The 22,803-nt window shown below is 72.5% G+C and carries 22 protein-coding genes; 8 read left to right on the top strand and 14 right to left on the bottom strand.

Annotated elements, in window-relative coordinates; translation table 11 throughout:
• Nucleotides 1-63: 63 nt before the first annotated feature.
• From ACY34J_RS02870 to sigE, 3 genes are all read right to left on the bottom strand, one after another.
• Nucleotides 64-1,887 (bottom strand): S1C family serine protease, encoded by a 1,824-nt coding sequence (locus ACY34J_RS02870; RefSeq protein ID WP_462724574.1) that lies wholly within the window; start codon nucleotides 1,885-1,887, stop codon nucleotides 64-66.
• A gap of 126 nt (nucleotides 1,888-2,013) precedes the next feature.
• Nucleotides 2,014-2,970, bottom strand: a complete 957-nt coding sequence (locus tag ACY34J_RS02875; protein ID WP_462724573.1) for an anti-sigma factor family protein — start codon at nucleotides 2,968-2,970, stop codon at nucleotides 2,014-2,016.
• A complete protein-coding gene (sigE, locus tag ACY34J_RS02880; RefSeq protein WP_462724572.1) occupies nucleotides 2,967-3,767 on the bottom strand; it encodes an RNA polymerase sigma factor SigE in 801 nt (266 codons plus the stop codon). Before sigE ends, ACY34J_RS02875 begins: the two co-directional genes overlap by 4 nt.
• Nucleotides 3,768-3,908: 141 nt before the next feature.
• Between sigE and ACY34J_RS02885 the strand changes: the two genes are divergently transcribed.
• The gene (locus ACY34J_RS02885) at nucleotides 3,909-4,586 is read left to right on the top strand and encodes an O-methyltransferase (RefSeq protein ID WP_462724571.1); all 678 of its coding nucleotides are present in this window, start codon (nucleotides 3,909-3,911) and stop codon (nucleotides 4,584-4,586) included.
• Nucleotides 4,587-4,773: 187 nt separating this feature from the next.
• Here the strand turns inward: ACY34J_RS02885 and ACY34J_RS02890 are convergent, their stop codons facing one another.
• Nucleotides 4,774-4,941: a DUF3117 domain-containing protein gene (locus ACY34J_RS02890; RefSeq protein WP_003966491.1), complete on the bottom strand. Its 168-nt coding sequence runs from the start codon at nucleotides 4,939-4,941 to the stop codon at nucleotides 4,774-4,776.
• Nucleotides 4,942-5,264: 323 nt separating this feature from the next.
• Here ACY34J_RS02890 and chcB point away from each other — a divergent pair, with 323 nt between their 5' ends.
• The gene (gene chcB / locus ACY34J_RS02895; RefSeq protein ID WP_462724570.1) at nucleotides 5,265-6,065 is read left to right on the top strand and encodes a 2-cyclohexenylcarbonyl CoA isomerase; all 801 of its coding nucleotides are present in this window, start codon (nucleotides 5,265-5,267) and stop codon (nucleotides 6,063-6,065) included.
• A gap of 386 nt (nucleotides 6,066-6,451) precedes the next feature.
• Here the strand turns inward: chcB and ACY34J_RS02900 are convergent, their stop codons facing one another.
• Nucleotides 6,452-7,036: a DNA-3-methyladenine glycosylase I gene (locus tag ACY34J_RS02900; protein WP_462724569.1), complete on the bottom strand. Its 585-nt coding sequence runs from the start codon at nucleotides 7,034-7,036 to the stop codon at nucleotides 6,452-6,454.
• Entirely contained in the window at nucleotides 7,033-7,539 is a 507-nt protein-coding gene (locus tag ACY34J_RS02905) for a cell division protein DivIVA (protein ID WP_462724718.1), read from the bottom strand. Before ACY34J_RS02905 ends, ACY34J_RS02900 begins: the two co-directional genes overlap by 4 nt.
• 158 nt (nucleotides 7,540-7,697) lie before the next feature.
• Between ACY34J_RS02905 and folP the strand changes: the two genes are divergently transcribed.
• Nucleotides 7,698-8,558 carry a dihydropteroate synthase gene (gene folP, locus ACY34J_RS02910; protein WP_462724717.1) on the top strand — a complete coding sequence of 287 codons (861 nt, stop codon included), beginning with the start codon at nucleotides 7,698-7,700 and terminating at the stop codon, nucleotides 8,556-8,558.
• A 25-nt stretch (nucleotides 8,559-8,583) separates the two neighbouring features.
• Here folP and ACY34J_RS02915 read toward each other — a convergent pair whose 3' ends face one another.
• Both ACY34J_RS02915 and dapE read right to left on the bottom strand, forming a co-directional pair.
• Nucleotides 8,584-9,303, bottom strand: coding sequence for an LOG family protein (locus ACY34J_RS02915; protein ID WP_462724716.1), 720 nt, complete (start codon nucleotides 9,301-9,303; stop codon nucleotides 8,584-8,586).
• Nucleotides 9,304-9,501: 198 nt separating this feature from the next.
• Nucleotides 9,502-10,575 carry a succinyl-diaminopimelate desuccinylase gene (dapE, locus tag ACY34J_RS02920; RefSeq protein WP_462724568.1) on the bottom strand — a complete coding sequence of 358 codons (1,074 nt, stop codon included), beginning with the start codon at nucleotides 10,573-10,575 and terminating at the stop codon, nucleotides 9,502-9,504.
• Between the two features lie 56 nt (nucleotides 10,576-10,631).
• On the opposite strand from dapE, the gene ACY34J_RS02925 reads away from it, so the two are divergent.
• Nucleotides 10,632-11,588, top strand: a complete 957-nt coding sequence (locus ACY34J_RS02925; protein WP_462724567.1) for a heavy metal transporter — start codon at nucleotides 10,632-10,634, stop codon at nucleotides 11,586-11,588.
• A gap of 301 nt (nucleotides 11,589-11,889) precedes the next feature.
• The gene (locus ACY34J_RS02930; protein ID WP_462724566.1) at nucleotides 11,890-12,384 is read left to right on the top strand and encodes an ATP-binding protein; all 495 of its coding nucleotides are present in this window, start codon (nucleotides 11,890-11,892) and stop codon (nucleotides 12,382-12,384) included.
• 151 nt (nucleotides 12,385-12,535) lie between these two features.
• Here ACY34J_RS02930 and dapC read toward each other — a convergent pair whose 3' ends face one another.
• The gene (gene dapC / locus ACY34J_RS02935; protein ID WP_462724565.1) at nucleotides 12,536-13,630 is read right to left on the bottom strand and encodes a succinyldiaminopimelate transaminase; all 1,095 of its coding nucleotides are present in this window, start codon (nucleotides 13,628-13,630) and stop codon (nucleotides 12,536-12,538) included.
• Between the two features lie 91 nt (nucleotides 13,631-13,721).
• Nucleotides 13,722-14,042 (bottom strand): ferredoxin, encoded by a 321-nt coding sequence (fdxA, locus tag ACY34J_RS02940; RefSeq protein ID WP_018089397.1) that lies wholly within the window; start codon nucleotides 14,040-14,042, stop codon nucleotides 13,722-13,724.
• Between the two features lie 139 nt (nucleotides 14,043-14,181).
• On the opposite strand from fdxA, the gene ACY34J_RS02945 reads away from it, so the two are divergent.
• Nucleotides 14,182-15,210: a GNAT family N-acetyltransferase gene (locus ACY34J_RS02945; protein ID WP_462724564.1), complete on the top strand. Its 1,029-nt coding sequence runs from the start codon at nucleotides 14,182-14,184 to the stop codon at nucleotides 15,208-15,210.
• Between the two features lie 17 nt (nucleotides 15,211-15,227).
• On the top strand, nucleotides 15,228-16,067 hold the full coding sequence (locus tag ACY34J_RS02950) for a transglutaminase-like domain-containing protein (RefSeq protein ID WP_462724563.1): 840 nt from the start codon (nucleotides 15,228-15,230) through the stop codon (nucleotides 16,065-16,067).
• A 48-nt stretch (nucleotides 16,068-16,115) separates the two neighbouring features.
• Here the strand turns inward: ACY34J_RS02950 and ACY34J_RS02955 are convergent, their stop codons facing one another.
• From ACY34J_RS02955 to ACY34J_RS02970, 4 genes are all read right to left on the bottom strand, one after another.
• The gene (locus tag ACY34J_RS02955) at nucleotides 16,116-18,275 is read right to left on the bottom strand and encodes a peptidoglycan binding domain-containing protein (RefSeq protein ID WP_462724562.1); all 2,160 of its coding nucleotides are present in this window, start codon (nucleotides 18,273-18,275) and stop codon (nucleotides 16,116-16,118) included.
• 205 nt (nucleotides 18,276-18,480) lie between these two features.
• The gene (locus ACY34J_RS02960) at nucleotides 18,481-18,855 is read right to left on the bottom strand and encodes a DUF6113 family protein (RefSeq protein ID WP_462724561.1); all 375 of its coding nucleotides are present in this window, start codon (nucleotides 18,853-18,855) and stop codon (nucleotides 18,481-18,483) included.
• Nucleotides 18,852-19,733 (bottom strand): N-acetyl-1-D-myo-inositol-2-amino-2-deoxy-alpha-D-glucopyranoside deacetylase, encoded by an 882-nt coding sequence (gene mshB, locus ACY34J_RS02965; protein WP_462724560.1) that lies wholly within the window; start codon nucleotides 19,731-19,733, stop codon nucleotides 18,852-18,854. The genes ACY34J_RS02960 and mshB overlap by 4 nt, the downstream gene beginning before the upstream one ends.
• 35 nt (nucleotides 19,734-19,768) lie before the next feature.
• Complete coding sequence (locus ACY34J_RS02970; protein ID WP_462724559.1) at nucleotides 19,769-19,963, bottom strand: hypothetical protein; 195 nt, start codon at nucleotides 19,961-19,963, stop codon at nucleotides 19,769-19,771.
• Between the two features lie 582 nt (nucleotides 19,964-20,545).
• Here ACY34J_RS02970 and ACY34J_RS02975 point away from each other — a divergent pair.
• A complete protein-coding gene (locus tag ACY34J_RS02975; protein ID WP_462724558.1) occupies nucleotides 20,546-22,675 on the top strand; it encodes a S9 family peptidase in 2,130 nt (709 codons plus the stop codon).
• Nucleotides 22,676-22,803 lie beyond the last annotated feature (128 nt).

Consider the following 22,803-nt stretch of genomic DNA (forward strand, 5'->3'; position numbering starts at 1 on the left):
CCGTACAGCGGCCGTAAGCCTGCCCGGGGGCCTGATGCGGGGCCAGGGGTCGTCGGTCGCCGCTCATCGGTCGCCGCCGCTCGCGGAGCCGAGAGTCAGCTGCACGGTGTGCCGCTTGCCGGCGCGCTTGAGGGTCAGCGTCAGCTTGTCTCCGGGGCGGTGGCTGCGGATCTTGACGATCAGCTCCTCGCCGCTGTGTACCGGCGTCCCGTCCACCGCGGTGATCACGTCGCCCGGCCGGATGCCCGCCTTGTCGGCGGGGCCGCCGGGGGTCACCGGCGTGTTGCCGTTCCCCTTGGTGCTGACGCGGGCGCCGTCACCGGTGTAGCCCATGTTCAGGGTCACGCCGATCACCGGGTGCGTCGCCTTGCCCTTGCTGATCAGCTCCTCGGCCACCCGCTTGCCCTGGTTGATCGGGATGGCGAAGCCGAGACCGATGCTGCCGCCCTGGCCGCCGCCGAAGCCCGAGCCGTTGTCCGCCGCCCGAATGGCGCTGTTGACCCCGATGACGCGCGCGTTGGAGTCCACCAGGGGACCGCCGGAGTTCCCGGGGTTGATGGGCGCGTCGGTCTGCAGGGCGTCGACATAGCTGACGTCGCTGCCGCCGCCGGTCTCCCCGCCCGCGGTGATGGGCCGCTGCTTGGCGCTGATGATCCCGGAGGTGACGGTCCCGGCCAGGTCGAACGGGGCACCGATCGCGACGACCGGATCACCGACCTGGACCGAGTCGGAGTTGCCCAGGGCGAGCGGCTTGAGCCCGGAGACGCCGGAGACCTTGACGACAGCCAGGTCGTATCCGGCGTCGCGGCCGACGACCCGGGCCTTGGCCACATCTCCGCCGTTGAACGTCACCGATATCTCGCCGCTGGACCCGGCGGCCGGCTGCACGACGTGGTTGTTGGTGAGGATGTGGCCCGTCCTGTCCAGCACGAAGCCGGTGCCGGTGCCCTGCTCGCTGCCACCGCGGACATGGATGGTGACCACGCCGGGCAGCGCCTTGGCGGCGATTCCGGCGACGCTGCCGGGGGCGCGGTTCTGGGACTGCAGGGGGGCCTGCGGCAGCTCGACCGGCGAGACCCCGCCGCTGCGCTCCAGGGACGCCCCGATGCCGCCTCCGATGCCGCCGGAGACCAGGGCGAGGACCAGTGCCCCCGCGAGCAGATTGCCGCGGGACACTCGTCGGCCGCCGCCCGTATCCGGCGCTGTACGGGGCGGGGACCACGGGTCGTACTGCTGCCAGTGCCCGGTCGGGGCCGGGGGCTGGGTGGGGGCCGGCGGGACGTACGTACCGTGCGGGGGTGTCGGCCCGGGCCGCTGCACGGGCGGCGCGGGAGCCCACGGGCCGGGCCGGCCGTACGGGGGCGTCGCGTACGGATCCGGCTTGTGCAGCGGCTGCCCTGCCTCGGAAGATGCGTCGCCGGGGCCTTCGGGCAGCTCACCCTGCGGGCTTTGACCGGACTCGGGCAAGCCCGCCTCCGGCTCCGCACCGGTGTCTACGGGCCCCTGCGGATCCGGCTCCGGAGCTGCGCCCTCGCGTGCCTCCGGCTGCGATGCGGCGTCCGCGCTCACCGGCGAGTCCGGTGCCGGTACCGGGCCGTCGGCCGATCCCGCGGCAGAGGGCGCTGCCGCGGGATCCACGCCCGGGGAGTCGGGTTCGGCGGCCGGCGTGTCCCAAGGCTCGCCCGCAGCCGGCGGAAGGCCGGAGAGCGGCGTCGGCGCGTGAGTGGTGTGCGCCTCGCTGGTCGTCGCCTCCGGGGTCTCGTCCGCGGCCGCGTCAGGCTCCGGCCGGGCGGTGTGCGCACTGTCCGTCGGCCGGCCGTCGAGGCCACGCCGCGGACGGCTCCACCACCTCGGCGGCTTCGGCCCGGCGTCCTTCCCCTCGTCCATGCTCTCCCCAGAGTTCGCCCGTGCACGGCGCGGGCTGGGCCACCTCGCGGCCGCGACCCGCCCGCGCGGGAGATCACGGTCCACAGGCGATTCAACCAGGTCCGTGCTGACCCTCGCAGTGCGCCATCAGTGCGCGGAGGCCGTCCTGGAGGCAGCAGGGGTGGTGGCGTCGGCGATCGGGGATGCCCGGTCGGCCCGGTAGGACTGGCCCGTCGGCTCCGTCGATGCGGATGTCTTCGCCCCGCCCGCCGGCGTTGGGCCGAATGGGGCACCCTGCCCCAGCAAACCTGCCTGGCCCATGAGCGGCGCGAGTGCCGTCGCCGTCGGCAGCATCGGCGCGGTGTAGGGGGCCAGCGGGGACGTCGGGGCACTGGTCGCCGCCGGAGACAGCGGTATCGCACCCGTCGTGGGCGCGCTGAGCAGGAAGGGACGCACATCGTCGCTGACGGCCAGCACTCCGGAACCGCCGCTCACGATCCCCGCGCGGTCCGCCGAGGCCGTGGCCAGCGGTATGGCCGCGGCGCCCGCACCGTCCGCGCGCCCGCCGGGAGACTCGATCGCGGCCTCCAGCGGAAGCGCGCCGCCGAGCGCGAGAGCCGCCAGCGATACCGCACCGGCGGCCGCGAAAGCGAAGCGGCGGCCGCGCGACGACGACCGTTCGACGTCGTGGATCCTGAAGCCACCGGCCCGGCCACCGGCCAGAACGCCCGCGGAGTGGCCTCGGCTCGGGACGTACGCGAAACCGGTCATGCGGCCACCCGAGCCGGCCCATGCGCCGAACGGGCCGTCCCTGCCGTCCCCGCTCTCAGCGCCGCCCTGTGCGTCCCCGCCGGTACCGTCGCCCGAAGCGGGCAGGCCCTGCAGCCGGGCCAGCAGCCCTTCCGAGGGCGGCGGCGGGGCCACCGTGGCGAAGACGCTCTTGAGCTGCCGCTGCGCATCGGCCTCGGCTTTGCACTTGCTGCAGGTCACCAGGTGTGCCAGGACGCGCTCGCGCGTGTCGTGCGCCAGCTCTCCGTCGACCAGCGCGGCGAGGTGGTCCCCCAGGTGCTGCTCGGCGGGACTGGGGCCGCCAGATCCGGTCACGCCGTTCCGCCCTCTCCTGCGAAGTCCGGGACGACGGCGGCGAAGGTGCGCTGCTGCTCCGCGCGGGCCTCGGGCGACCGGTGCTTGAGCGCCTTGCGCAGATGCGAGCGACCGCGGTGGATACGGCTGCGCACCGTGCCGAGCTTCACGCCGAGCGTCGCGGCGATCTCCTCGTACGACAGTCCCTCGATGTCACAGAGCACGACCGCCGCGCGGAACTCGGGCGCGAGGGTGTCCAGGGCCTGCTGCACATCGGCGTCGAAGTGGCTGTCGTGGAAGTGCTGCTGGGGCGAGGGCTCCCGGCTGGGCAGCCGCTCGGCCGCGTCCTCGCCGAGCGCGTCGAACCGGATGCGCTGCCGGCGGCGGACCATGTCGAGAAAGAGGTTGGTGGTGATCCGGTGCAGCCAGCCCTCGAAGGTCCCGGGCGTGTACGTGGACAGCGAGCGGAACACTCGGACGAAGACCTCCTGCGTGAGGTCCTCGGCGTCGTGCTGATTCCCCGTCAGACGGTAGGCGAGACGGTAGACGCGGACGCTGTGCGTGCTGACGATCTCCTCCCAGGTGGGAGGGGCCCATGCCGGCGATTCCGACGCATCACCGAAAGACGCAGTCGACGCAGGAGCGGCAAAGGTCGCGGTGGTGGGGGCGGAGTCGGTGGCGGGGGAACGGTCAGCAGTGTCGGTCACGGATTTCGGCTCGCCGGCCGACCTGCGAAAGCGCCTCAGCACTCCCCGGTCACCGGCCGCAGCCGCACCTCCCCTGTCGGCTCTGGTGGTGTCCAGTAGAGCCCCTACCATAGCCACCTCGCCCGTTAGCTCCAGATAAGGATCTTTGACCCTCTTTTTGGCCACCCCTGCGCTCCCCGATCTCTGTTCCCCACCCCCCATTTAACGCCCGGTCCCATCTGCGGGTTCCCGGGCCAGCGGATACAGTCACGGTTGCGTCAACTACGGGGACAGGAGAGGGCCATTACCGGCAACCGGCAGACGAGCTGGGCATTCGCGGACGCGTTCGCCGATGCCTTCGTCGCCGAGGACGAGGCGCTGCACTGGGCCCGCGAGCGCGCCCGGGAGGCAGGCCTGCGCGCGGTGTCGGCCGCCACCGGTGCCGCACTGCGCCTGCTCGCCGCCGCCGTGGACGCCAAGGCCGTGGCCGAGATCGGTACCGGCACCGGTGTGTCCGGAATTCATCTGTTGCACGGGATGCGCCCCGACGGGGTGCTCACGACCGTGGATCTCGAGCCGGAGCGGCAGCAGTTCGCACGCCAGGCCTTCCGCGCGGCCGGCTTCGCCTCGAACCGCGCCCGCTTCATCCCAGGCCACGCGCTGGACGTCCTGCCCCGGCTCGCGGACGGCGGTTACGACCTGGTTTTCTGCGACGGCGACCGGATGGAGTGCCTGGACTATCTCGGCGAATCGTTGCGCCTGCTGCGCCCGGGCGGTCTCGTCGCCTTCGAAGGGGTCTTCGCGGACGGCCGCACCGTCGACGCCTCACTCCAGCCGGCGGAGGTGCAGCGGCTGCGTGAGCTGCTGCGGACCGTACGGGAGAGCACGGCGGTGGTGCCTTCCCTGCTGCCGGTGGGGGACGGGCTGCTCTGCGCCGTCAAGCGGGGCTGATCCTGCGCCGCGGGCGCGGTCCCGGTCGTGCGCCGCGGATACGGGCCCCGGTCCTGCGCCCGCGGGCACGGCCCCGGTCCTGCGCCCGCGGATACGGGCGCCAACGTGCCACTGCCCCGGCAGCCCCCGCGCGCCGAAGTACGCGGGGCCTGCCGGGGCAGTGCACGTGATGCTCCGGTCGAGCGCCTCAGCCGACGACCTTCTTCAGGGCGTCGCCGAGCGCATCGGCCTCGTCCGGGGTCAGCTCGACGACGAGCCGACCGCCGCCTTCGAGCGGAACGCGCATGACGATGCCCCGCCCCTCCTTGGTCACCTCGAGCGGGCCGTCGCCCGTCCGCGGCTTCATGGCCGCCATGCTCGTTCCCCTTCCTGAAACCAGCTCATCGTCAGCCGACGACCACATACAGGCACCGTGTCACCGGCATCGAACACATTGCTTCCAGGCCATTATCCCGCATCGCAGGACCCGATGACCAACATCGGTAGGCATCGCTTGTACAACGCGCAAGCCCAAAGCCACCCAATTCGGGGATCGGGCTGTGATACTGCGCAGCCGTCGTCCTCGCGGAGGACAGCAGATCATTTGACGCAGCTCACATGTCGGGCGTCGATGATCTCCGCCATGCTGTCCCCTGGCTGTCGGACGACAGCCCGAGCCGCTACCGAGGGGACCCCGCCATGGCCGACACCGTGCTCTACGAGGTGACCGACGGACTCGCGACGATCACGCTCAACCGTCCCGACGCGATGAACTCGCTGAACACCGACACCAAGGCCGCCCTGCGGGACGCCCTGCGGCAGGCCGCGGACGACCCGGCCGTACGGGCCGTGCTGCTCACCGGCAGCGGCCGGGCCTTCTGCGTGGGCCAGGACCTCAAGGAGCACGTCAGCTTGCTGGCCTCTGACATCGAGGCCGGCACCAGGCACACCATGAAGACCGTTCGGGAGCACTACAACCCGATCGTCGAGGCGATCGCCGGCATGCCGAAGCCGGTGGTCGCGGGCGTCAACGGGGTGGCGGCGGGTGCCGGGGCAGGCTTCGCCTTCGCCGCCGACTACCGCGTCGTCGCCGACACGGCCTCCTTCAACACCTCTTTCGCCGGAGTCGCGCTGACCGCCGACTCGGGCGTCTCGTGGACCCTTCCCCGGCTGATCGGCCACGGCCGCGCCGCTGACCTGCTGCTCTTCCCCCGCAATGTGACCGCGCAGGAGGCGCTGGAGCTCGGCATCGCGAACAAGGTGGTCCCGGCCGCGGACCTCGCCGCCGAGGCGGAGTCGGTGGCACGGCGGCTCGCCGAGGGCCCGACCAGCGCCTATGCCGCGATCAAGGAGTCGCTGGCCTTCGGCGCCGCGCACGGGCTGGCCGAGACCCTGGCGAAGGAGGACGAACTGCAGACGCGGGCCGGCTCCTCCGAGGATCACCGGATCGCGGTGGAGGCCTTCGTCCGCAAGGAGAAGCCCAACTTCCTGGGCCGCTGACGATACGCGGCCGCCAGGCCGCATCTGGGGCCCTGACCGACCTCCCCCAAGCCACCACTCGGGGAGGTGCCCCCAACCTCCGCCCCAGTCAGCTCGCTTGCGGCGAGCCTCTCCCCTGACCCGCCCTCCCCCTGGAGGCACTCCCCCAGGCTGGGGCCACCCCCACCCGGGCCGCCAGGCCCAGGGGACTACCGCTGGGAGGTACGCCCACCCCGAAACCGGGGCTCCGCCCCACACCCCGGTCCTCAAGCCCCGGACGGGCTGAATCTCAGCCCGTCCGGGGCACTCCCCAGCGGTGGGTGGGGGAGCTTGAGGACAACGCCCGTAGGGCGTTCGGGGCCTGGGGACCTGCCCCCTTTCGGGAAGCGGGGCAAGCCCCCGGCGGCCTACGCGTACGTGTCGCGGACGAAGCAGTCCGCGAGGTGGTCGTTGACCAGGCCGCAGGCCTGCATCAGCGCGTAGGCCGTGGTGGGGCCGACGAAGCGGAAGCCCCGCTTCTTGAGGTCCTTCGCCAGCGCCGTCGACTCGGGCGTGACCGCCGGCACGTCCGCGATGGTCCGAGGCGCGGGCCGGCTGCCGGAGACGGGCGCGTACGACCAGATCAGCGCGTCCAGCTCGCCCTCGCCCAGCTCGGCCGCCACCCGCGCGTTGGTGATCGCGGCCTCGATCTTGGCCCGGTTGCGGATGATCCCGGTGTCCGCCAGCAGCCGCTCCACGTCGGCCTCCGTGAACGCGGCGACGGCCGCGATCGAGAAGTCCTTGAAGGCGGCGCGGAAGCCCTCCCGCCGCCGCAGGATCGTGAGCCACGACAGGCCGGACTGGAACGCCTCCAGGCACAGCCGCTCGTACAGCGCCTCATCGCCGTGCACCGGGCGGCCCCACTCGGTGTCGTGGTAGGCGGTGTACTCCTCGGCGGACAGGCCCCAGGCGCAGCGCAGCAGCCCGTCCGGGCCGGGTACGGCGCCGCTCATCGCGCCTCACCGCCGAAGCCGCCCGCTCGGCCGTCCAGGCGGGGAGCGGCGTTCCACCGAGGACCCGTGTCCGCTTCCCGGCCCTGGTACGGGTCACCGTTCCCGTGCACCGCGCCGCCGTCCGTGGCGGGGGCAGCGGCGCCGGCAGCCCCCGGGCGGCCGGCGCCCCGCCCGCTCTCGGCCACGGGCGACGACCCCAGCGCCGCGGCCTGGGCGCCGGCGAGCGCCGCCTCGAGTTCGGCGATCCGGGCGTCGCGCTCGGCGAGCTCCGCGCCGAGCCGGCCGAGCACGTCGTCGACGTCCGTCATGCGGTAGCCGCGCGCCGTCATCGGCAGGCGCAGCGCCTCAAGGTCGGCGCGGCCGACCGGCCGGTCGGCAGGCAGCGCGGCGTCGAGCCGGTCCGGCTGCGCCTCGGGCAGCACGACTCCGTCGTCGCCTCCGACCACCACCAGCGTGACCGCGGCGACGACCACGACCAGCGCCACGAGCAGGAACCAGAACACGACCATCTCCCCAAGGTCTGTACGCGACGGGTGCGCGATGCGTCTGCCCCGATCGTGCCACGCCCTGCCGTCTGCCGGTCCGCGCGGCCGCTAGGGTCGTGACAAAGGGGCCCCGCCGCGGACGGTCCGGGCGGCCCGAGGAGGATACGGACAACGTGGTGCTGCGGCTGGGACGGCGCGAGTTCGGCGAGCACGAGCCGGTGATCATGGCGATCGTGAACCGGACACCGGACTCGTTCTACGACCAGGGCTCGACCTTCAGGGACGAGCCCGCGCTCACCCGCGTCGAACAGGCGGTGGCAGAGGGTGCCGCCATCATCGACATCGGCGGGGTGAAAGCCGGCCCCGGCGAGGAGGTGACCGTCGAGGAGGAGGCGCGGCGCACGGTCGGGTTCGTCGCCGAGGTCCGCCGACGGCATCCGGACGTGGTGATCAGCGTCGACACCTGGCGGCACGAGGTCGGCGAGGCCGTCTGCGCGGCGGGCGCGGATCTGCTGAACGACGCCTGGGGCGGGGTCGACCCCAAGCTGGCCGAGGTCGCGGCCCGCTACGGGGCAGGCTTGGTGTGCACGCACGCGGGCGGGGCCAAGCCGCGTACGCGCCCGCACCGGGTCGCGTACGACGACGTGATGGCGGACATCCTGCGCGTGACGGCCGGGCTGGCGGAGCGCGCCGTCGAGCTGGGCGTACGGCGCGACGGAATCCTCATCGACCCGGGGCACGACTTCGGCAAGAACACCCGGCACTCGCTGGAGGCCACCCGGCGGCTGGGCGAGATGACCGCCACCGGCTGGCCGGTGCTGGTCTCCCTCTCCAACAAGGACTTCGTCGGCGAGACCCTCGACAAGCCGGTCAAGGAGCGGCTGCTGGGCACGCTCGCCACGACCGCGGTCTCGGCCTGGCTCGGCGCGCAGGTCTACCGCGTGCACGAGGTGGCCGAGACCCGGCAGGTGCTGGACATGGTGGCGTCGATCGCGGGTCACCGGCCCCCGGCGGCCGCGCGCCGGGGACTGGCGTAGCGCCGCACCGAGCCCCTGGAGGCCCCTAGAGGCCGGTCTCCTTGGTGACCAGGGAGACGGCCTCCTCCACATCGTCGGTGAGGTGGAAGAGCTCCATGTCATGCGGCGAGGCCTTGCCCTGGCCGACCAGCGTGGCCCGCACCCAGTCGATCAGGCCCTGCCAGTAGTCGGAGCCGAACAGGACGATGGGGAAGCGGGTCACCTTCCGGGTCTGGACGAGGGTCAGCGCCTCGAAGAACTCGTCCAGCGTGCCGAATCCGCCCGGCAGCGCCACAAAGCCCTGCGCGTACTTCACGAACATCGTCTTGCGGACGAAGAAGTAGCGGAAGTTCACGCCGATGTCGACGAAGCGGTTGAAGCCCTGCTCGTAGGGCAGCTCGATGCCGAGGCCGACCGAGACGCCACCCGCCTCGCAGGCACCGCGGTTCGCGGCCTCCATCGCGCCCGGCCCGCCGCCGGTGATCACCGCGAAGCCGGCCCTCACCAGCGCCTTCCCGAGCCGTACACCCACCTCGTACTCGGGCGAGCCCTCGGGCGTACGGGCCGATCCGAACACACTGATCGCGGGCCCGAGCTCGGCCAGCGCGCCGAATCCCTCCACGAACTCCGACTGGATGCGCAGGACCCGCCACGGGTCCTCATGGACCCAGTCCGTGGGCCCCTGGGTGTCCAGCAGCCGCTGGTCGGTCGTGGTGGGCGGGACCTGCCCACGACGGCGGACGATGGGGCCGAGGCGCCGCTCCATCCAGTGGTCCGGGTACTCTTCCCGGTCCGTGCAGCCCAGAGCCGTGTCGTCCTGAGCGGTGTCCTCTTGAGCGCGCCGGTCTCCCTCAGCGTTGTCAGTGGTCACGTCTCGCTCCCTCCGCATGAGGCCTCCCCGCCGGAAGGCAGGGGTGGATCGTTCAGTGCAGCGTACGCACCCGGCGGTGACGAAAAGCGGAATTCAGCTGGTCAACCAGGCATGCAGTTTCTGTTCAGCCTCCAGCACGGCTGCGACCTCCACATGCTCCTCCCGAGTGTGGGCCAGCTTGGGGTCGCCCGGCCCGTAGTTGACCGCCGGCACACCGAGGGCCGAGAAGCGCGCCACATCGGTCCAGCCGTACTTGGGCGCGGGTTCGGTGCCGATGGCCTCGGTGAACGCGGCGGCGGCGGGGTGGGACAGGCCGGGCAGCGCACCCGGGGCCGAGTCGGTGAGGACCACCTTGAAGCCGTCGAAGACCTCGCGGACGTGCTCCAGGGCCTCCTCCTCGCTGCGGTCGGGCGCGAACCGGAAGTTCACGGTCACGGCGCAGCTGTCGGGGATGACATTGCCCGCGTGGCCGCCCTCGATCATCACGGCGTTGAGGCCCTCGCGGTAGGTGAGGCCCTCGATGTCGACGCGGCGCGGCTCGTACGCGGCGAGGCGGGCGAGGACCGGCGCGGCCTTGTGGATGGCGTTGTCGCCGAGCCAGCTGCGGGCGGAGTGCGCACGCCGGCCCGTGGTCTCCACCCGTACCCGCAGGGTGCCCTGGCAGCCGCCCTCGACCTTGGCGTCGGTGGGCTCCAGCAGCACCGCGAAGTCGCCGGCAAGCCAGTCGGGGTGGTTCTCCGCCAGCCGCTTCAGACCGTTGAGCTCGGCCGCCACCTCCTCATGGTCGTAGAACACGAAGGTCAGGTCGCGGTTGGGCGTGGGAACCGTGGCGGCGATGCGCAGCTGCACGGCCACGCCGGACTTCATGTCGGAGGTGCCGCAGCCCCACAGCACGCCGTTCGCGTCGAGCCTGGAGGGCACGTTGTCGGCGATCGGCACGGTGTCGATGTGCCCGGCCAGAACGACCCGCTCGGGCTTTCCCAGGTTCGTACGGGCCACGATCGCGTCGCCGTCGCGGTCAACGGTCAGGTGCGGCAGGTCGCGCAGGGCCGCCTCGATCGCGTCGGCCAGGGGCTTCTCCTCGCCGCTGACGGACGGGAAGTCGACGAGCCGGGCGGTGAGCGCGGCGGCGTCCAGGGACAGATCGAGCGTCGGGTGGTCGTCCATATCCGCGACCTTAGCCCGTCAAGGCCGCGGCTCGGGGTGCCCGGTACGGTGGGCCCGTGTCCGAACCCACGTCCTCCGCCCGTCGCGGCCGGCTGCTGCGAGTCGCCGCTGCCTGCGCCGTGCTGCTGGCGCTGGCCGGGTATCTGTACGTGCACTTCGCCACCGGCGGCAAGGCCGCGCCACGCTGCACCGTAAGAGGCGCGGGCCAGGACGGCGGTTCTTACGAACTGCAGCCGGAGCAGGCGATGAACGCGGCCACCATCGAAGCGGTGGGCTCGGCACGCGGGCTGCCGGAGCGGGCGATCACCATCGCGCTCGCCACCGCGATGCAGGAATCGGAGCTGCGTAATATCGACTACGGCGACCGTGACTCGCTGGGCCTGTTCCAGCAGCGCCCCTCGCAGGGCTGGGGCAACGAGAAGCAGATTCAGGACCCGGTGTACTCAGCCGGGCGATTCTACGACCATCTGGTGAAGGTTCCCGGCTATTCGCGGCTGCCGCTCACTGTGGCAGCGCAGAAGGTACAGCGCAGCGGTTATCCGCAGGCCTACGCCAAGCACGAGCCGGAGGCCTTGCTGCTGACCGCCGCGCTCACCGGCCGCAAGGCCGCTGCCTTCAGTTGTACGACGGCCTCGGGCGGCGGCACGCCGGGCGACCCGGGCCGGGTCCGGGAGAGGCTCGTGAAGGAATTCGGCCCGGACGTCCTGCCGCGGCCGCAGGCGGCGACCGGCGGGCAGCAGGCCGCCGGCGGCCGCGACAAGGGCGTTTCCGACCCGACGGTGGCGGTGCCGGTGGCACCGGCGGCCGACGGCGGCGGTTCCGCCCGGCGCGGCTGGGAGCTGGCGCACTGGGCCGTGGCGCACTCGTCCGAGCTGGGCATCGCACAGGTCTCCTACGGCGACCGGATGTGGAGTTCGACGGATTCCGGGAAGGGCTGGCAGCAGGCGGACGCGAATTCCGCGGCAGAAGAGGCACGGGCCGCAAGCCAGGTAGTGATCACCACCGCGCAATAGTGCGACCACTCCCCCGACAGAGGCATCCGCGTCAATTTCCGGTGACGCTTTCCCCGGGACGGCGATGCGGTCGGCAATGAACCGGCAATCGCCTTGGAATTGCTGGGCAGTGACGATTCGGCAGGCGGCCGCACAACTTCACGTTTGCCCGTTTTTATCCACAGCCGATAATGCGACACATTGCGAACTCTTTACCCGCAGCGCCGCAACCTTCCCGCTTCTCGCGCGGTAGTCACTGCGTCCGCCCGGCGGACATGTCACACCCGTCAGAAGTCCCAGCCTTCTCCGTCAAAGGAGCACAATGTCCCTCCCCTTCACGCGTCGGATCGCCCGAGCCGCGCTGCTGGTCGCAGCGGGCGCCGCTCCCATCGTCGGCGCGGTCGGTTCGGCGAACGCCGCTGAACTGCCGACCTCCGGCCTGAGCGGGATTGCCAACCTCGACGGCGCCGGCGTCGGGGACTCCGTCGAGCACGCTTCGCGGAGCGCCACCGACAAGGCCGGCACCACCGGCGGCCACGCCGTGAAGTCCACGCTGCCGAAGGCCGGCAAGACGGTGGGCGGCGTCGGCAAGAAGGCCGCCCCGGCCGCTGAGAAGACCGCGGGTACGGCCGAAGGCCTGCTGGGCGAGGCCGCTCACAAGGCCACCCGTAACGCCCCGAAGGGCGGACTGCCCACGCCCGGCGCCGCGAACGGGCACCTCCCCACCGAAGCCGTGACCGGCAGCCTGCCCACTGGCGGAAACCTGCCGGCCGGCCACGTGCCCTCCGGCAACCTGCCGGTCGGCGGCATCGGCTGACGCTCCGGGCCGAACACGGGGCGGGGCCCGGGGAACTTCTCCCCGGGCCCCGCCGCGCATGCCGGTATCTCTGCCCTGCCGGGCTCCGGACGCATCGCATTTCCGGCGCGCCGGCCGGCCGTACTGCCCGTGCGGTCCCGTCGGCTCGCCGTCAGGCGAGGCGGCGCACCGCCTCCTCCACGCGCTCGTCCGTGGCCGTGAACGCCACCCGTACGAACCGCTCACCCGCCGGCCCGTAGAACTCGCCGGGCGCCACCAGGATGCCCCGCTTCGACAGGTCCTCGACCGTGTCCCAGCACGGCTCGTCGCGCGTCGCCCACAGGTAGAGGCTCGCCTCGCTGTGCTCGATGCGGAAGCCGTTCGCCTCCAGCGCGCCGCGCAGTGCCGACCGCCGGGCCGCGTACCGCGCCCGCTGCTCCGCGACATGCGCATCGTCGCCGAGCGCCGCGACGGTCGCGGCCTGCACCGGGGCCGGCACGATCATTCCGCCGTGCTTGCGGATCTGCAGCAGCTCGCCCAGCACCGCCGCGTCACCGGCGACGAACGCTGCCCGGTAGCCCGCCAGGTTGGAGCGCTTGGACAGCGAGTGCACCGCCACGATGCCCTCGTAGCTCCCGCCGCACACGTCGGGGTGCAGCACCGAGACCGGGTCCGCCTCCCAGCCCAGCTCGAGGTAGCACTCGTCGCTGAACACCAGCACGCCGTGCTCGCGCGCCCAGACGACCGCTGCGCGCAGCTCCTCCGGGCTCAGCACCCGGCCGGTGGGGTTCGACGGCGAGTTGAGCCACAGCAGCCGCAGCCCGGCCGGATCCAGGTCCGTCACGGAGTCGTAGACGACCGGCTCCGCCCCGGCCAGCCGCGCTCCCACCTCGTACGTCGGGTAGGCCAGCCGCGGGTAGGCCACCCGGTCGCCGGGGCCGAGGCCCAGCTGGGTGGGCAGCCAGGCCACCAGCTCCTTCGAGCCGACGACCGGCAGCACATTCGTGTGCGCCAGGCCCTGCGCTCCCAGGCGCCGGTGCGCCCAGCCGGTGATCGCGTCACGCAGCGCCGCCGTGCCCCACACGGTCGGGTAGCCCGGGCTGTCGGCCGCGGCCACCAGCGCGCGCTGGATCAGCTCGGGAACCGGGTCGACCGGGGTGCCCACCGAGAGGTCCACAATGCCGTCCGGGTGGGCGGCGGCGGTCGCCTTGTACGGCTCGAGCCGGTCCCAGGGGAAGACGGGAAGGCGGGTGGAGACTGCGGGCACGGTGCTCAACTTCTCTCGTACAGATGGTGCGGGCTATATGCCTCGGTCCCGTACAGCCGGTGGCCGTACGGGACCGAGGCTCCCTGAAGCCTTACTGGTTCTGCGGCGGCAGCGCGGCGATGAACGGGTGGTCGCGCTCGATCAGCCCGAGCTTCGACGCACCACCGGGGGAGCCGAGCTCGTCGAAGAACTCGACATTCGCCTTGTAGTAGTCCTTCCACTCCTCAGGAGTGTCATCCTCGTAGAAGATGGCCTCCACGGGGCAGACCGGCTCGCAGGCCCCGCAGTCGACGCACTCGTCCGGGTGGATGTACAAGGACCGAGAGCCCTCGTAGATGCAGTCGACGGGGCACTCCTCGATGCACGCCTTGTCCTTGACGTCGACACAAGGCTGCGCGATGACGTAGGTCACGCTGTCGTTCCTCCTCGTTAGGGCTGGGCGGACCGATATGTGGCTCCGCCGCGGGCGCGCGGGAGCGCGGCGTCGTCGATGCCCGCATCTAGTATCTCCGTTCCGGCTCACGAGACGAACAGGAGGGGCGGGCACAGCTGTGGATTTCACCACCGGCGGACGACTCGAAGTCCGTATCACCGCTGCTGACGTGGGAAAAAGGGTATCGGTACGGTCTCTGAGCGGGGCTGGAGTGTCGGGTGAGAAGTTCACCGACACGGTCGGCGTGCTCACTTCGTGGGACCGCGGAGTGCTACGGATCACACGCCGGACCGGTGAGACCGTCCACATTCTGGAATCCGCCCTCGTGGCGGGCAAAGTGGTGCCCCCGGCTCCGGCCCGCCGCCGGGGCCCCGCGGCCACCGCGGCGGAGCTGGACCGGGTCGCGGCCCGGGCCTGGCCACCCGTGGAGAGCGAGCGACTCGGGGACTGGCAGCTGCGGGCCTCCGGCGGGTTCACCCGGCGCGCCAACTCCGCGCTCGCCCTGGGCGACCCCGGCCGGCCGCTGGACGAGGCGCTGCGGTACGTAACCCAGTGGTACGCCGCCCGGGAGCTGCCCGCCTATCTGCAGGTGAGCACCGGAGCCGAAGGGACGCAGGAGCGGCTGGCCGCCGAGCTGGAGTCGCGCGGCTGGATCCGGGAGGTCACCGCGGACATCCGTATCGCGGCGCTGGCTCCGGTCGCGGACGCCGCCGAGGACGTGTCCTCGGTGGTGCCGGCCCGGTCGGTGGACGAGATGTGGCCGGCCCGCTACCAGCGGTTCGAGGCGCCGGGCCCCGAGGTGCTGAAGGTGCTGGGCGGCGGGCCGTCGGTGTGGTTCGCGACCGTGCCGGGTGGCGCGGAGGGAGCACCCGCGGCGATCGGGCGGTGCGTGGTGGACGGTCGCTGGGCCGGGTTCACGGCTGTCGAGGTGGATCCCGGGCGCCGGCGGCAGGGCCTGGCCACCGCCGTGATGGCCGCGCTCGCCGGCAAGGCCCTGGAGGAGGGCGCCTCCGCCGCGTACCTCCAGGTCGAGGAGGACAATGGTGGAGCCCGTGCCCTCTACGACGAGCTGGGCTTCAGCACACACCACTCCTATTCCCACTGGCGGGCTCCGGAGGGTACGAACGAGTTGGCGGGCGGCCACTGAGCGGGTACGAGGCTCGTATGCAGGACAGTGCGGCCAGGCGGCGGCAATTCGCGGAGGCGGCGCGCGCGGAGCGCTCCGACCTGGCGCTGCTGTGTCTGCTGGTGGGTGCGGAGGCCGATCCGGCGCTGGGCGAGGCGGGGATCGACGAGGCGCAGATCGAGTTGGACCGGCTGGCCGGGATGCTGCCGTTCCGGCCGGCGGGGGGGCCGAGGGGGTGGGCGCACGCCGTCGGCGAACTCCTCGGCGACCGCTGCGGCTTCCACGGCACGCCCGCCGACTACCGGCGGCTGGAGTCTTCGCTGCTGCACCGGGTGCTGCGGCGGCGCCGCGGCCTGCCGATCCTGCTGTCGGTGGTGTGGATGGAGGTCGCCCGGCGGGCGGGCGCGCCGGTGTACGGGGTGGCGCTGCCGGGTCACTTCGTGGTCGGCTTCGGCGATCCGGGCGCCGCGGACGGGCCTGTGCTCGCCGACCCGTTCGCGGGGGGCCGTGTGCTGACCGGGGCGGACGCGGAGCTGCTGGTCGTGGGCGCGACCGGCGCGCCGCTCACGCCCACGATGCTCTCCCCCGCCCAGCCGCTGGAGATCATCCTGCGGGTCCTCAACAACATCCGGGCCTGGGCGGCGGCCCGGCCCGAGCGCTCGGACGTCCAGCTGTGGGCGCTTGAGCTGTCCCTGCTGCTGCCAAGCCACCCGGCGCGGCTTCGGTACGAGCATGCGCAGCTGCTCGTACAGCGGGGGGACTTCACGGGCGGCGCGGACGAGCTGGATGACTACGCGGACGTTGTCGCTGCGGTGGATCCGCAGACGGCGGCGTCCGTCCGCCACCAAGCACTCGCCGCGCGGTCCATGCTGAACTGACCCGGCGTTTCTCCCGCCCGCCCCTTCGGAAAGGGGGGCGGGGGCGGGCTACTGCGGGTTGGTCTGGATCACGCCGACGCGCTCAGCGGGGGTCTTCCCCTTCAGGGCCTGCCGTAGGGCGCCGACCACATCCTGCGGCGTCACGGGCGTCTTCTGCCCGTTGGCCCGCTGGATCAGCACGCCGTCGAACGTGCCGCCGTACAGCTTCTCCAGGACCTTCAGGTTGTAGGTGTCGACCAGCTTGCCGTTGACGGCCTTCATCGACAGGAACTTCGGCAGCGAGTTCTCCGGGCTGAAGGCGATCTGGTGCGCCGCATCGGTCTGGACGGTGACCAGCCCGGACATCGCCGGCTCGGCGAACTGCTTCATCGCCCGGGCGATCTCGGCGTCATTGACCGACGGCTTCTGCATGCCGACCGGCAGCACGACGGACGCCGTGCGGCCGGTAGCGGCCCGCTCGCGGTACGCCTTGCCGACGGCCGCGACGGCCTGCTTGACGTTGATCGCCTTGTGCGTCTTGCCCGGTACGGGGACGGCCTTGCCGCCCACGAACTTGATCCCGCCGTCCTGGCCGGCGCCGGTCTCCCCGGCGACCGCCTTCAGCGCGGCCGCCATCTTCTCCTCGTCGACCGTGATCTCCGGCTCGGCCTCGCGAGTGCCGCCGAAGAGTGAACCGATCACCGAGACCGGGTTGTAGTCGCGCCCGGCGGCCTTCTGGACGGTCGTCTCGATGTCGATGTCCAGGCCCGCCGCGGTCGGCTTGAGCTGCTGCTCCTTGCCGTCGACGGTCACCTTCAACGGAGCGTTCGTGCGGACGCTGAGGCCGTTGTCGAGCTTTCGGACGGCCTCTTCCTTGGAGGTGCCGCCGATGTCGATACCGAGGACGGTGGTGCCGTTGGGGACGTCCGCGTGGTCGAGCAGCAGGCCCGCGCCGTACGCCACGCCGACGATGCCGAGCAGCCCGGCGCCGGCGAGAACCAGCTTGGAGCGGCCCTTCTTCGCGGCCCGCGGGGCGGGCGGGGCAGACGGCTCCGCGTAGGCGTCGTCGCCGCCGGAGCTCGGCGGCGGGGGGAACGGCGAGCTGCTGCTGGACGGCACCGCGGGGATGCCGCTGACCAGCGTGTCGCCGGAGACGTGGTGGGGCTCGCTGAACTCGGGGGCGCTGATCGGACCGGAGGCGGGGGTCGTCCCAGGAGCGGGGACGGGTCCAGTGCCGGGGCCGGCGAAGCCGCCGCTGACCGCCCCGATGCCGGGGGCCGGGGGCTGCGTGGGCACCTGGGCACCGCCACCCGAGAGGAACGCCCCGGGAAGGTTCGGAAGATCCCCCGTGCCGCCGGGGCCACCCTGGCCGGGGCCACCCTGGCCGGGGCCACCCTGGCCGGGGCCGCCGGGACCGGGGACACCGGGACCGCCCTGGCCTGGGACGCCAGGACCACCAGGGCCGCCCGGACCGCGGAAGTCGGGCGGCGTGACCTGGGGTCCACCTTCCCGCAGACCGGGTGCGTCACCGCTGGCCGGGCCGGTGGTCGGCCCGGCAGGGCCGGATCCGATGCCCGCGCCGAACGGTGGGATGGAGCCGTGGGGGCTTCTCCCGGCCTCGGCCCCGAGGGACCCCGCGGCTGCGTCGGGGGAGCCTGCGCCCTCCGAGAAGTACGGCAGGTCGGAACGCTGCCGGTCCCCTTCGGCCGGAGCGGAAGGCCCGGCGGAGGCGCCCGGGTTGCTCGACGGCACCGACGGAGAAGGAGATGGAGCAGGAGTGGCGGTGGACGGCTTGCGCGGCGCGAACCAGTCGCTGGTCTTCGGCCGCTCACCCCCGCCCTCGGGGGCGGTCCTGGGCTTCGGAGGTTTCTGCGGGGCCGGGGCGGACGTGGGCGCGCCGACGACACCCGAGGCCCTCGTGGTAGCGCCCGTTGCCGTGCCGTCCTGCCCGGCAGCCCCCTCCTCGACCGGCTTGCGCATCACCAGCGGCGGGATGGGCCGCGACCCCGGGATGTTGATGCGGACCCGGGTGGTCAGCGTGGTCTCGGTTCTGGGCTCCTCCGGCGCCGGCGCCCGCTCGGCCTCTGCCGCCTCGCGGCCGTCGTACGCGGCGTCCTGCGGGTGCAGCGACGGGTACTGGCGGGATCCGTACGGCGGGGTTCCCGAGGGATATGCGGCTCCACCGCGACCCTGGGCCCCGGAGGACGAACTGTCAGATTCACGACTCAAGGCAGGTTCTCCCGGTTAGCTCCGCCGCCTGTCCGACCGTGCGCAGGGATTCCCCATTCCGGAGTCCACTGCCTTTCCGGTATGGGGTAGCCCAAGGAAGCTCGGCGGCGCGCACCACCATACTGGCCACCGTCGTATGTCAACCCGGGGCTGCTGAACCGCAGACCCCGGCAGATGGTTCAGCCGGCACGTACGTATGGTCACGTCACTTGCCAAGCCGCACGCCAGGCCCGCCCGGTGGCGGCAGATGCGGCAGCGTGGCACACATCACAGCGATCAGCATGCCACCCAGCAGGAAAACGTAGGAACCCATGCCCGCGCCGAAGAGGAAGTCGCCCTCCGGCCTCGAGGTGGTGAGCAGCAGCACGGCGAGCAGCCAGCCACCGGCGGCCGCGGCCGCGCCGACCCGGGTCCCGGTCGCCTTGACGGCGGCGTAGCAGAGCGAGCCGATGGCGAGCAGCGCGAGCAGCAACCCCACCGGGAACCAACCGGCTTGGATAAGCGCGCCCGCGCCGCCGACCAGCGCCCCGACGACAGCGAACCCCACATAAGCGCCGAAACGTGCCTTCGTGTGCATCATGCGACCACCCCGGCGAACAGGTCGTTCTCCGGCAGTCGATCGCCCGGCTTGCCCTGCACCAGCCGGTAGTGCTCCACCACGAAGAGCGGCTGGCCCAGGTCGTTCGAGAGCGCGAAGAAGGGGCCGTCGACGGCGATCTGGGTGGCGTGGGCGCGCATCGCGGCCGCCTTCTTGGCCGCGTACGGTCGTCCGTCGATCGCCGCGGTCACCTCGGCGTCGTCGACGACACCCGGCAGGTCGTCGGGGTCCGCGACGCCCGGGAAGGAGCTGCCCATCTCGCGCAGCCGCTGGAACCCGGCCTCGACCGCCGAGCGCGGAAGGCAGTTCCAGTACACCTTCTGCACCTCGTGCGGCTCGCCGAGGTCGCGCCGGAAGGCGCGCTCACCCGCGAGTTCGACGGCGCGCATCGCCACCCGGTGGGCCTGGATGTGGTCGGGGTGGCCGTAGCCGCCGCCCGGGTCGTACGTCACCAGCACCTGCGGCCGGACCTCGCGCAGGACCTCGACGAGGTACGCGGCCGCCTCGTCGACATCGGCCTGCCAGAAGCACTGCGGGCGGTCGTTCTGCTCGGCGCCCATCATTCCGGAGTCCCGGTAGCGACCGGGGCCGCCCAGGAAGCGGTGGTCGGTGACACCGAGTTCCCGCATGGCCGCGGCGAGTTCGCCCAGGCGATGGGCTCCGAGGGTGTCATCGCGGTCGGAGGCCAGATGCGCGAGCTCGGCCGGGATGACTTCGCCCTCCTCGCCCAGCGTGCAGGTCACCAGGGTGACCTGGGCCCCCTCGGCCGCGTACTTGGCCATGGTCGCGCCGTTGTTGATCGCCTCGTCGTCCGGGTGCGCGTGCACCAGCAGCAGACGACGGGAGGGAACGTCGGTCATGCCTACAGCGTACGAGCCGGGGGTCGGGGCCGGCGTCAGAACTTGATGTCGCCGATCATGCCCGCGATGTTGGTGGTCAGTTCGCTGATCGTCGGGGCGACGGACGAACTGGCCATGTAGAAGCCCAACAACATGCAGACGATGGCATGTCCGGCCTTCAGCCCGGCTTTCCGGATCAGCAGGAAGACGATGATCGCCAGCAGCACCACCGCCGAAATCGAGAGTGCCACGGCGGTTCACCTCCAAGTACGTCGGTCGGGCAGGCGGACGGACAGGAAACATATGCCCCGGGGTTCATACCCACGGCGCGCGACTGATCATAACTTTCCGTGCCTGTGCATGAATCGGGGCACGGAAGCAGAGGGGGGCGCACGGGCCGCCTCGCCGGCGAGGCGGCTCCGCGGCGTCCGTCCTCCGCCCCGGCCGGATCCTTTCTGCCCACCCACCCCGGCAGCGCAAACCCGCACCTCAGGCACCAGGCGGGCGCCCACCCAGCAGGCGAAAACCCTGTCCCTCGAGAGGCCTCGGAAGACCCGCCCAGCGAGCGGACGAGAAGTTCGCCACATTGCGACGCCACACCGAACTGACCGCGTAGCAAGGGCGGTTGGAGGAGTTGGAGGGGGAACCCGGCCCCGGGCCGAAGGCGCCTGGCGCTCGGCTCGCGTAAACGCCCGGAGGCTCGCTCGCGGGGCGGCAGCCGGGACCGCCCGCGGTGCCAGACCCAAGCCGTCCGGAAAACCCGCGCAGCGGGAATTGCACGGCGGAGCGCGTGACCCGTGTGCGCGGACGCGGGCCCCGCATAAGGTCAGGCCATGACCGGACAGCTCTCCTTCCCGCGCCAGCACGCCCGCACCCAGCGCTTCACCCTCGGCGCCCCGCGCGCCTTCACCGTGTCGCCGGATGGCACCCGCGTCGCGTTCCTCCGCTCCCGGACCGGCACCGACCGCGCGAACCTCCTGTGGGTTCACGACCTCGATGCCGCACAGGAGCGCATCGCCGCCGACCCGGTCGCCCTGCTCGGCGGCGCGGACGAAGAGCTCTCCCCCGAGGAGCGGGCTCGCCGCGAGCGCAGCCGGGAAGGATCCGCCGGTGTCGTCGGCTACGCCGTCGACGATGCCGTCGAGCTGGCCGCGTTCGCGCTCTCCGGCCGCCTGTTCACCGCCGAGCTGCGGGCCGGCACCGCCCGCGAACTCCCCGTCCCCGGGCCCGTTGTGGACCCCCGGCCGTCCCCCGACGGGCGCCGTATCGCCTACGTCGCCGCCGGCGTACTCCGCGTCGTCGACGCCGACGGTACGGGTGACCGGGCCCTCGCCGCACCCGGCGACGGTGACAGCGAGCGCACCACCTACGGCCTCGCCGAGTTCATCGCCGCCGAGGAGATGCACCGCTCCCGCGGCTTCTGGTGGTCCCCCGACAGCGCCCACCTGCTGGTCGCCCGCGTCGACGAGTCCCCCGTCCAGCGCTGGTGGATCGCCGACCCCGCCAACCCCGGCCAGCAGCCGGCCGAGGTGGCCTACCCCGCGGCCGGGACCGCGAACGCCGACGTGCGGCTCATCCTGGTCGGCCTGGACGGATCGCGCACCGAGGTGCAGTGGGACCGCGCGCGCTACCCGTATCTCGCGCGCGTGCACTGGTCCCCCGCCGGCCCCCCGGTCCTCCTCGTCCAGGCCCGCGACCAGCGCAGCCAGCTCTACCTGGCCGTGGACACCGAGACCGGCCGTACCCGCCTGCTGCACGCGGACGAGGACCCGGTGTGGCTGGAGCTGTTCCCGGGCGTGCCCGCCTGGACCCCGGACGGCCGGCTCGTACGGATCGCCGACGAGGGCGGGGCGCGCGTGCTCGTGGTCGGCGACCGGGCGCTGACCGGCCCCCAGCTGCACGTACGCGCCGTACTGGACGTGGCGGACGACGACGTCCTGATCTCGGCGTCCGGGGGCCCCGAGGCGGCCGCGCCGGAGACCGGTGAGATCCATGTGCTGAGGGTCAACGAGCTGGGCAGCGAGCGGATTTCGCACGGCCAGGGCGTGCACGGAGCGGTCCGCTCCGGGCCGGTCACCGTCCTCACCTCCACCTCGCTGGCTTCCAGTGGCGCCACCGTCGACGTCCGCCGTGACGGCAAGTCGGTCGCCTCCATCGCCTCGTTCGCCGAGCAGCCGGTGCTGACGGCGCGGCCGCGGCTGGCCGAGGTGGGCGCGCGCCGCATCCCGTGCGCCGTCCTGCTCCCGACGGGCTACCGCGACGGCGACGGCCCGCTGCCGGTCCTGATGGATCCGTACGGCGGCCCGCACGGCCAGCGCGTCGTCGCCGCGCACAACGCGCACCTGACCTCGCAGTGGTTCGCCGACCAGGGCTTCGCGGTGCTCGTCGCCGACGGCCGCGGCACGCCCGGCCGCTCGCCCGCCTGGGAGAAGGCGGTCGCTCACGACTTCGCGGGCGTGACGCTCGAGGACCAGATCGAGGCGCTGCACGCCCTGGCCCCGCACTATCCCCTCGATCTCGGGCGGGTCGGCATCCGCGGCTGGTCGTATGGCGGCTATCTCGCGGCACTCGCGGTGCTGCGCCGCCCGGACGTCTTCCACGCGGGCGTGGCGGGCGCGCCGGTCACCGACATGCGGCTGTACGACACGCACTACACGGAGCGCTATCTCGGCCACCCGGACGAGCAGCCCGCGGTGTACGCCAGGAACTCGCTGGTGACGGACGAGGGACTGTCGGGCGCGGCCGGGCAGAACCGCCCGCTGCTGCTCATCCACGGCCTGGCGGACGACAACGTGGTCGCGGCGCACACCCTGCGCCTGTCCTCGGCGCTGCTGGCGGCGGGCCGCCCGCACGAGGTCCTGCCGCTGTCCGGGGTGACCCATATGACGCCGCAGGAGCAGGTGGCCGAGAACCTGCTGCTGCTCCAAGTCGCCTTCCTCAAGCGCTCACTGGGACTTAGCTGACGCGCCATCAGCAAGATCCGGCAGCAGCGGACAGATAACCGGCCGGAGCGTGGCAAGCGCACACGCTCCGGCCGGTCACGGCACCCGCACGGCCGTACGCTCTCGAGTGTGCATCGTTCGTATATCGG

The organism is Streptomyces sp. HSS9-12 (genome assembly GCF_054963655.1).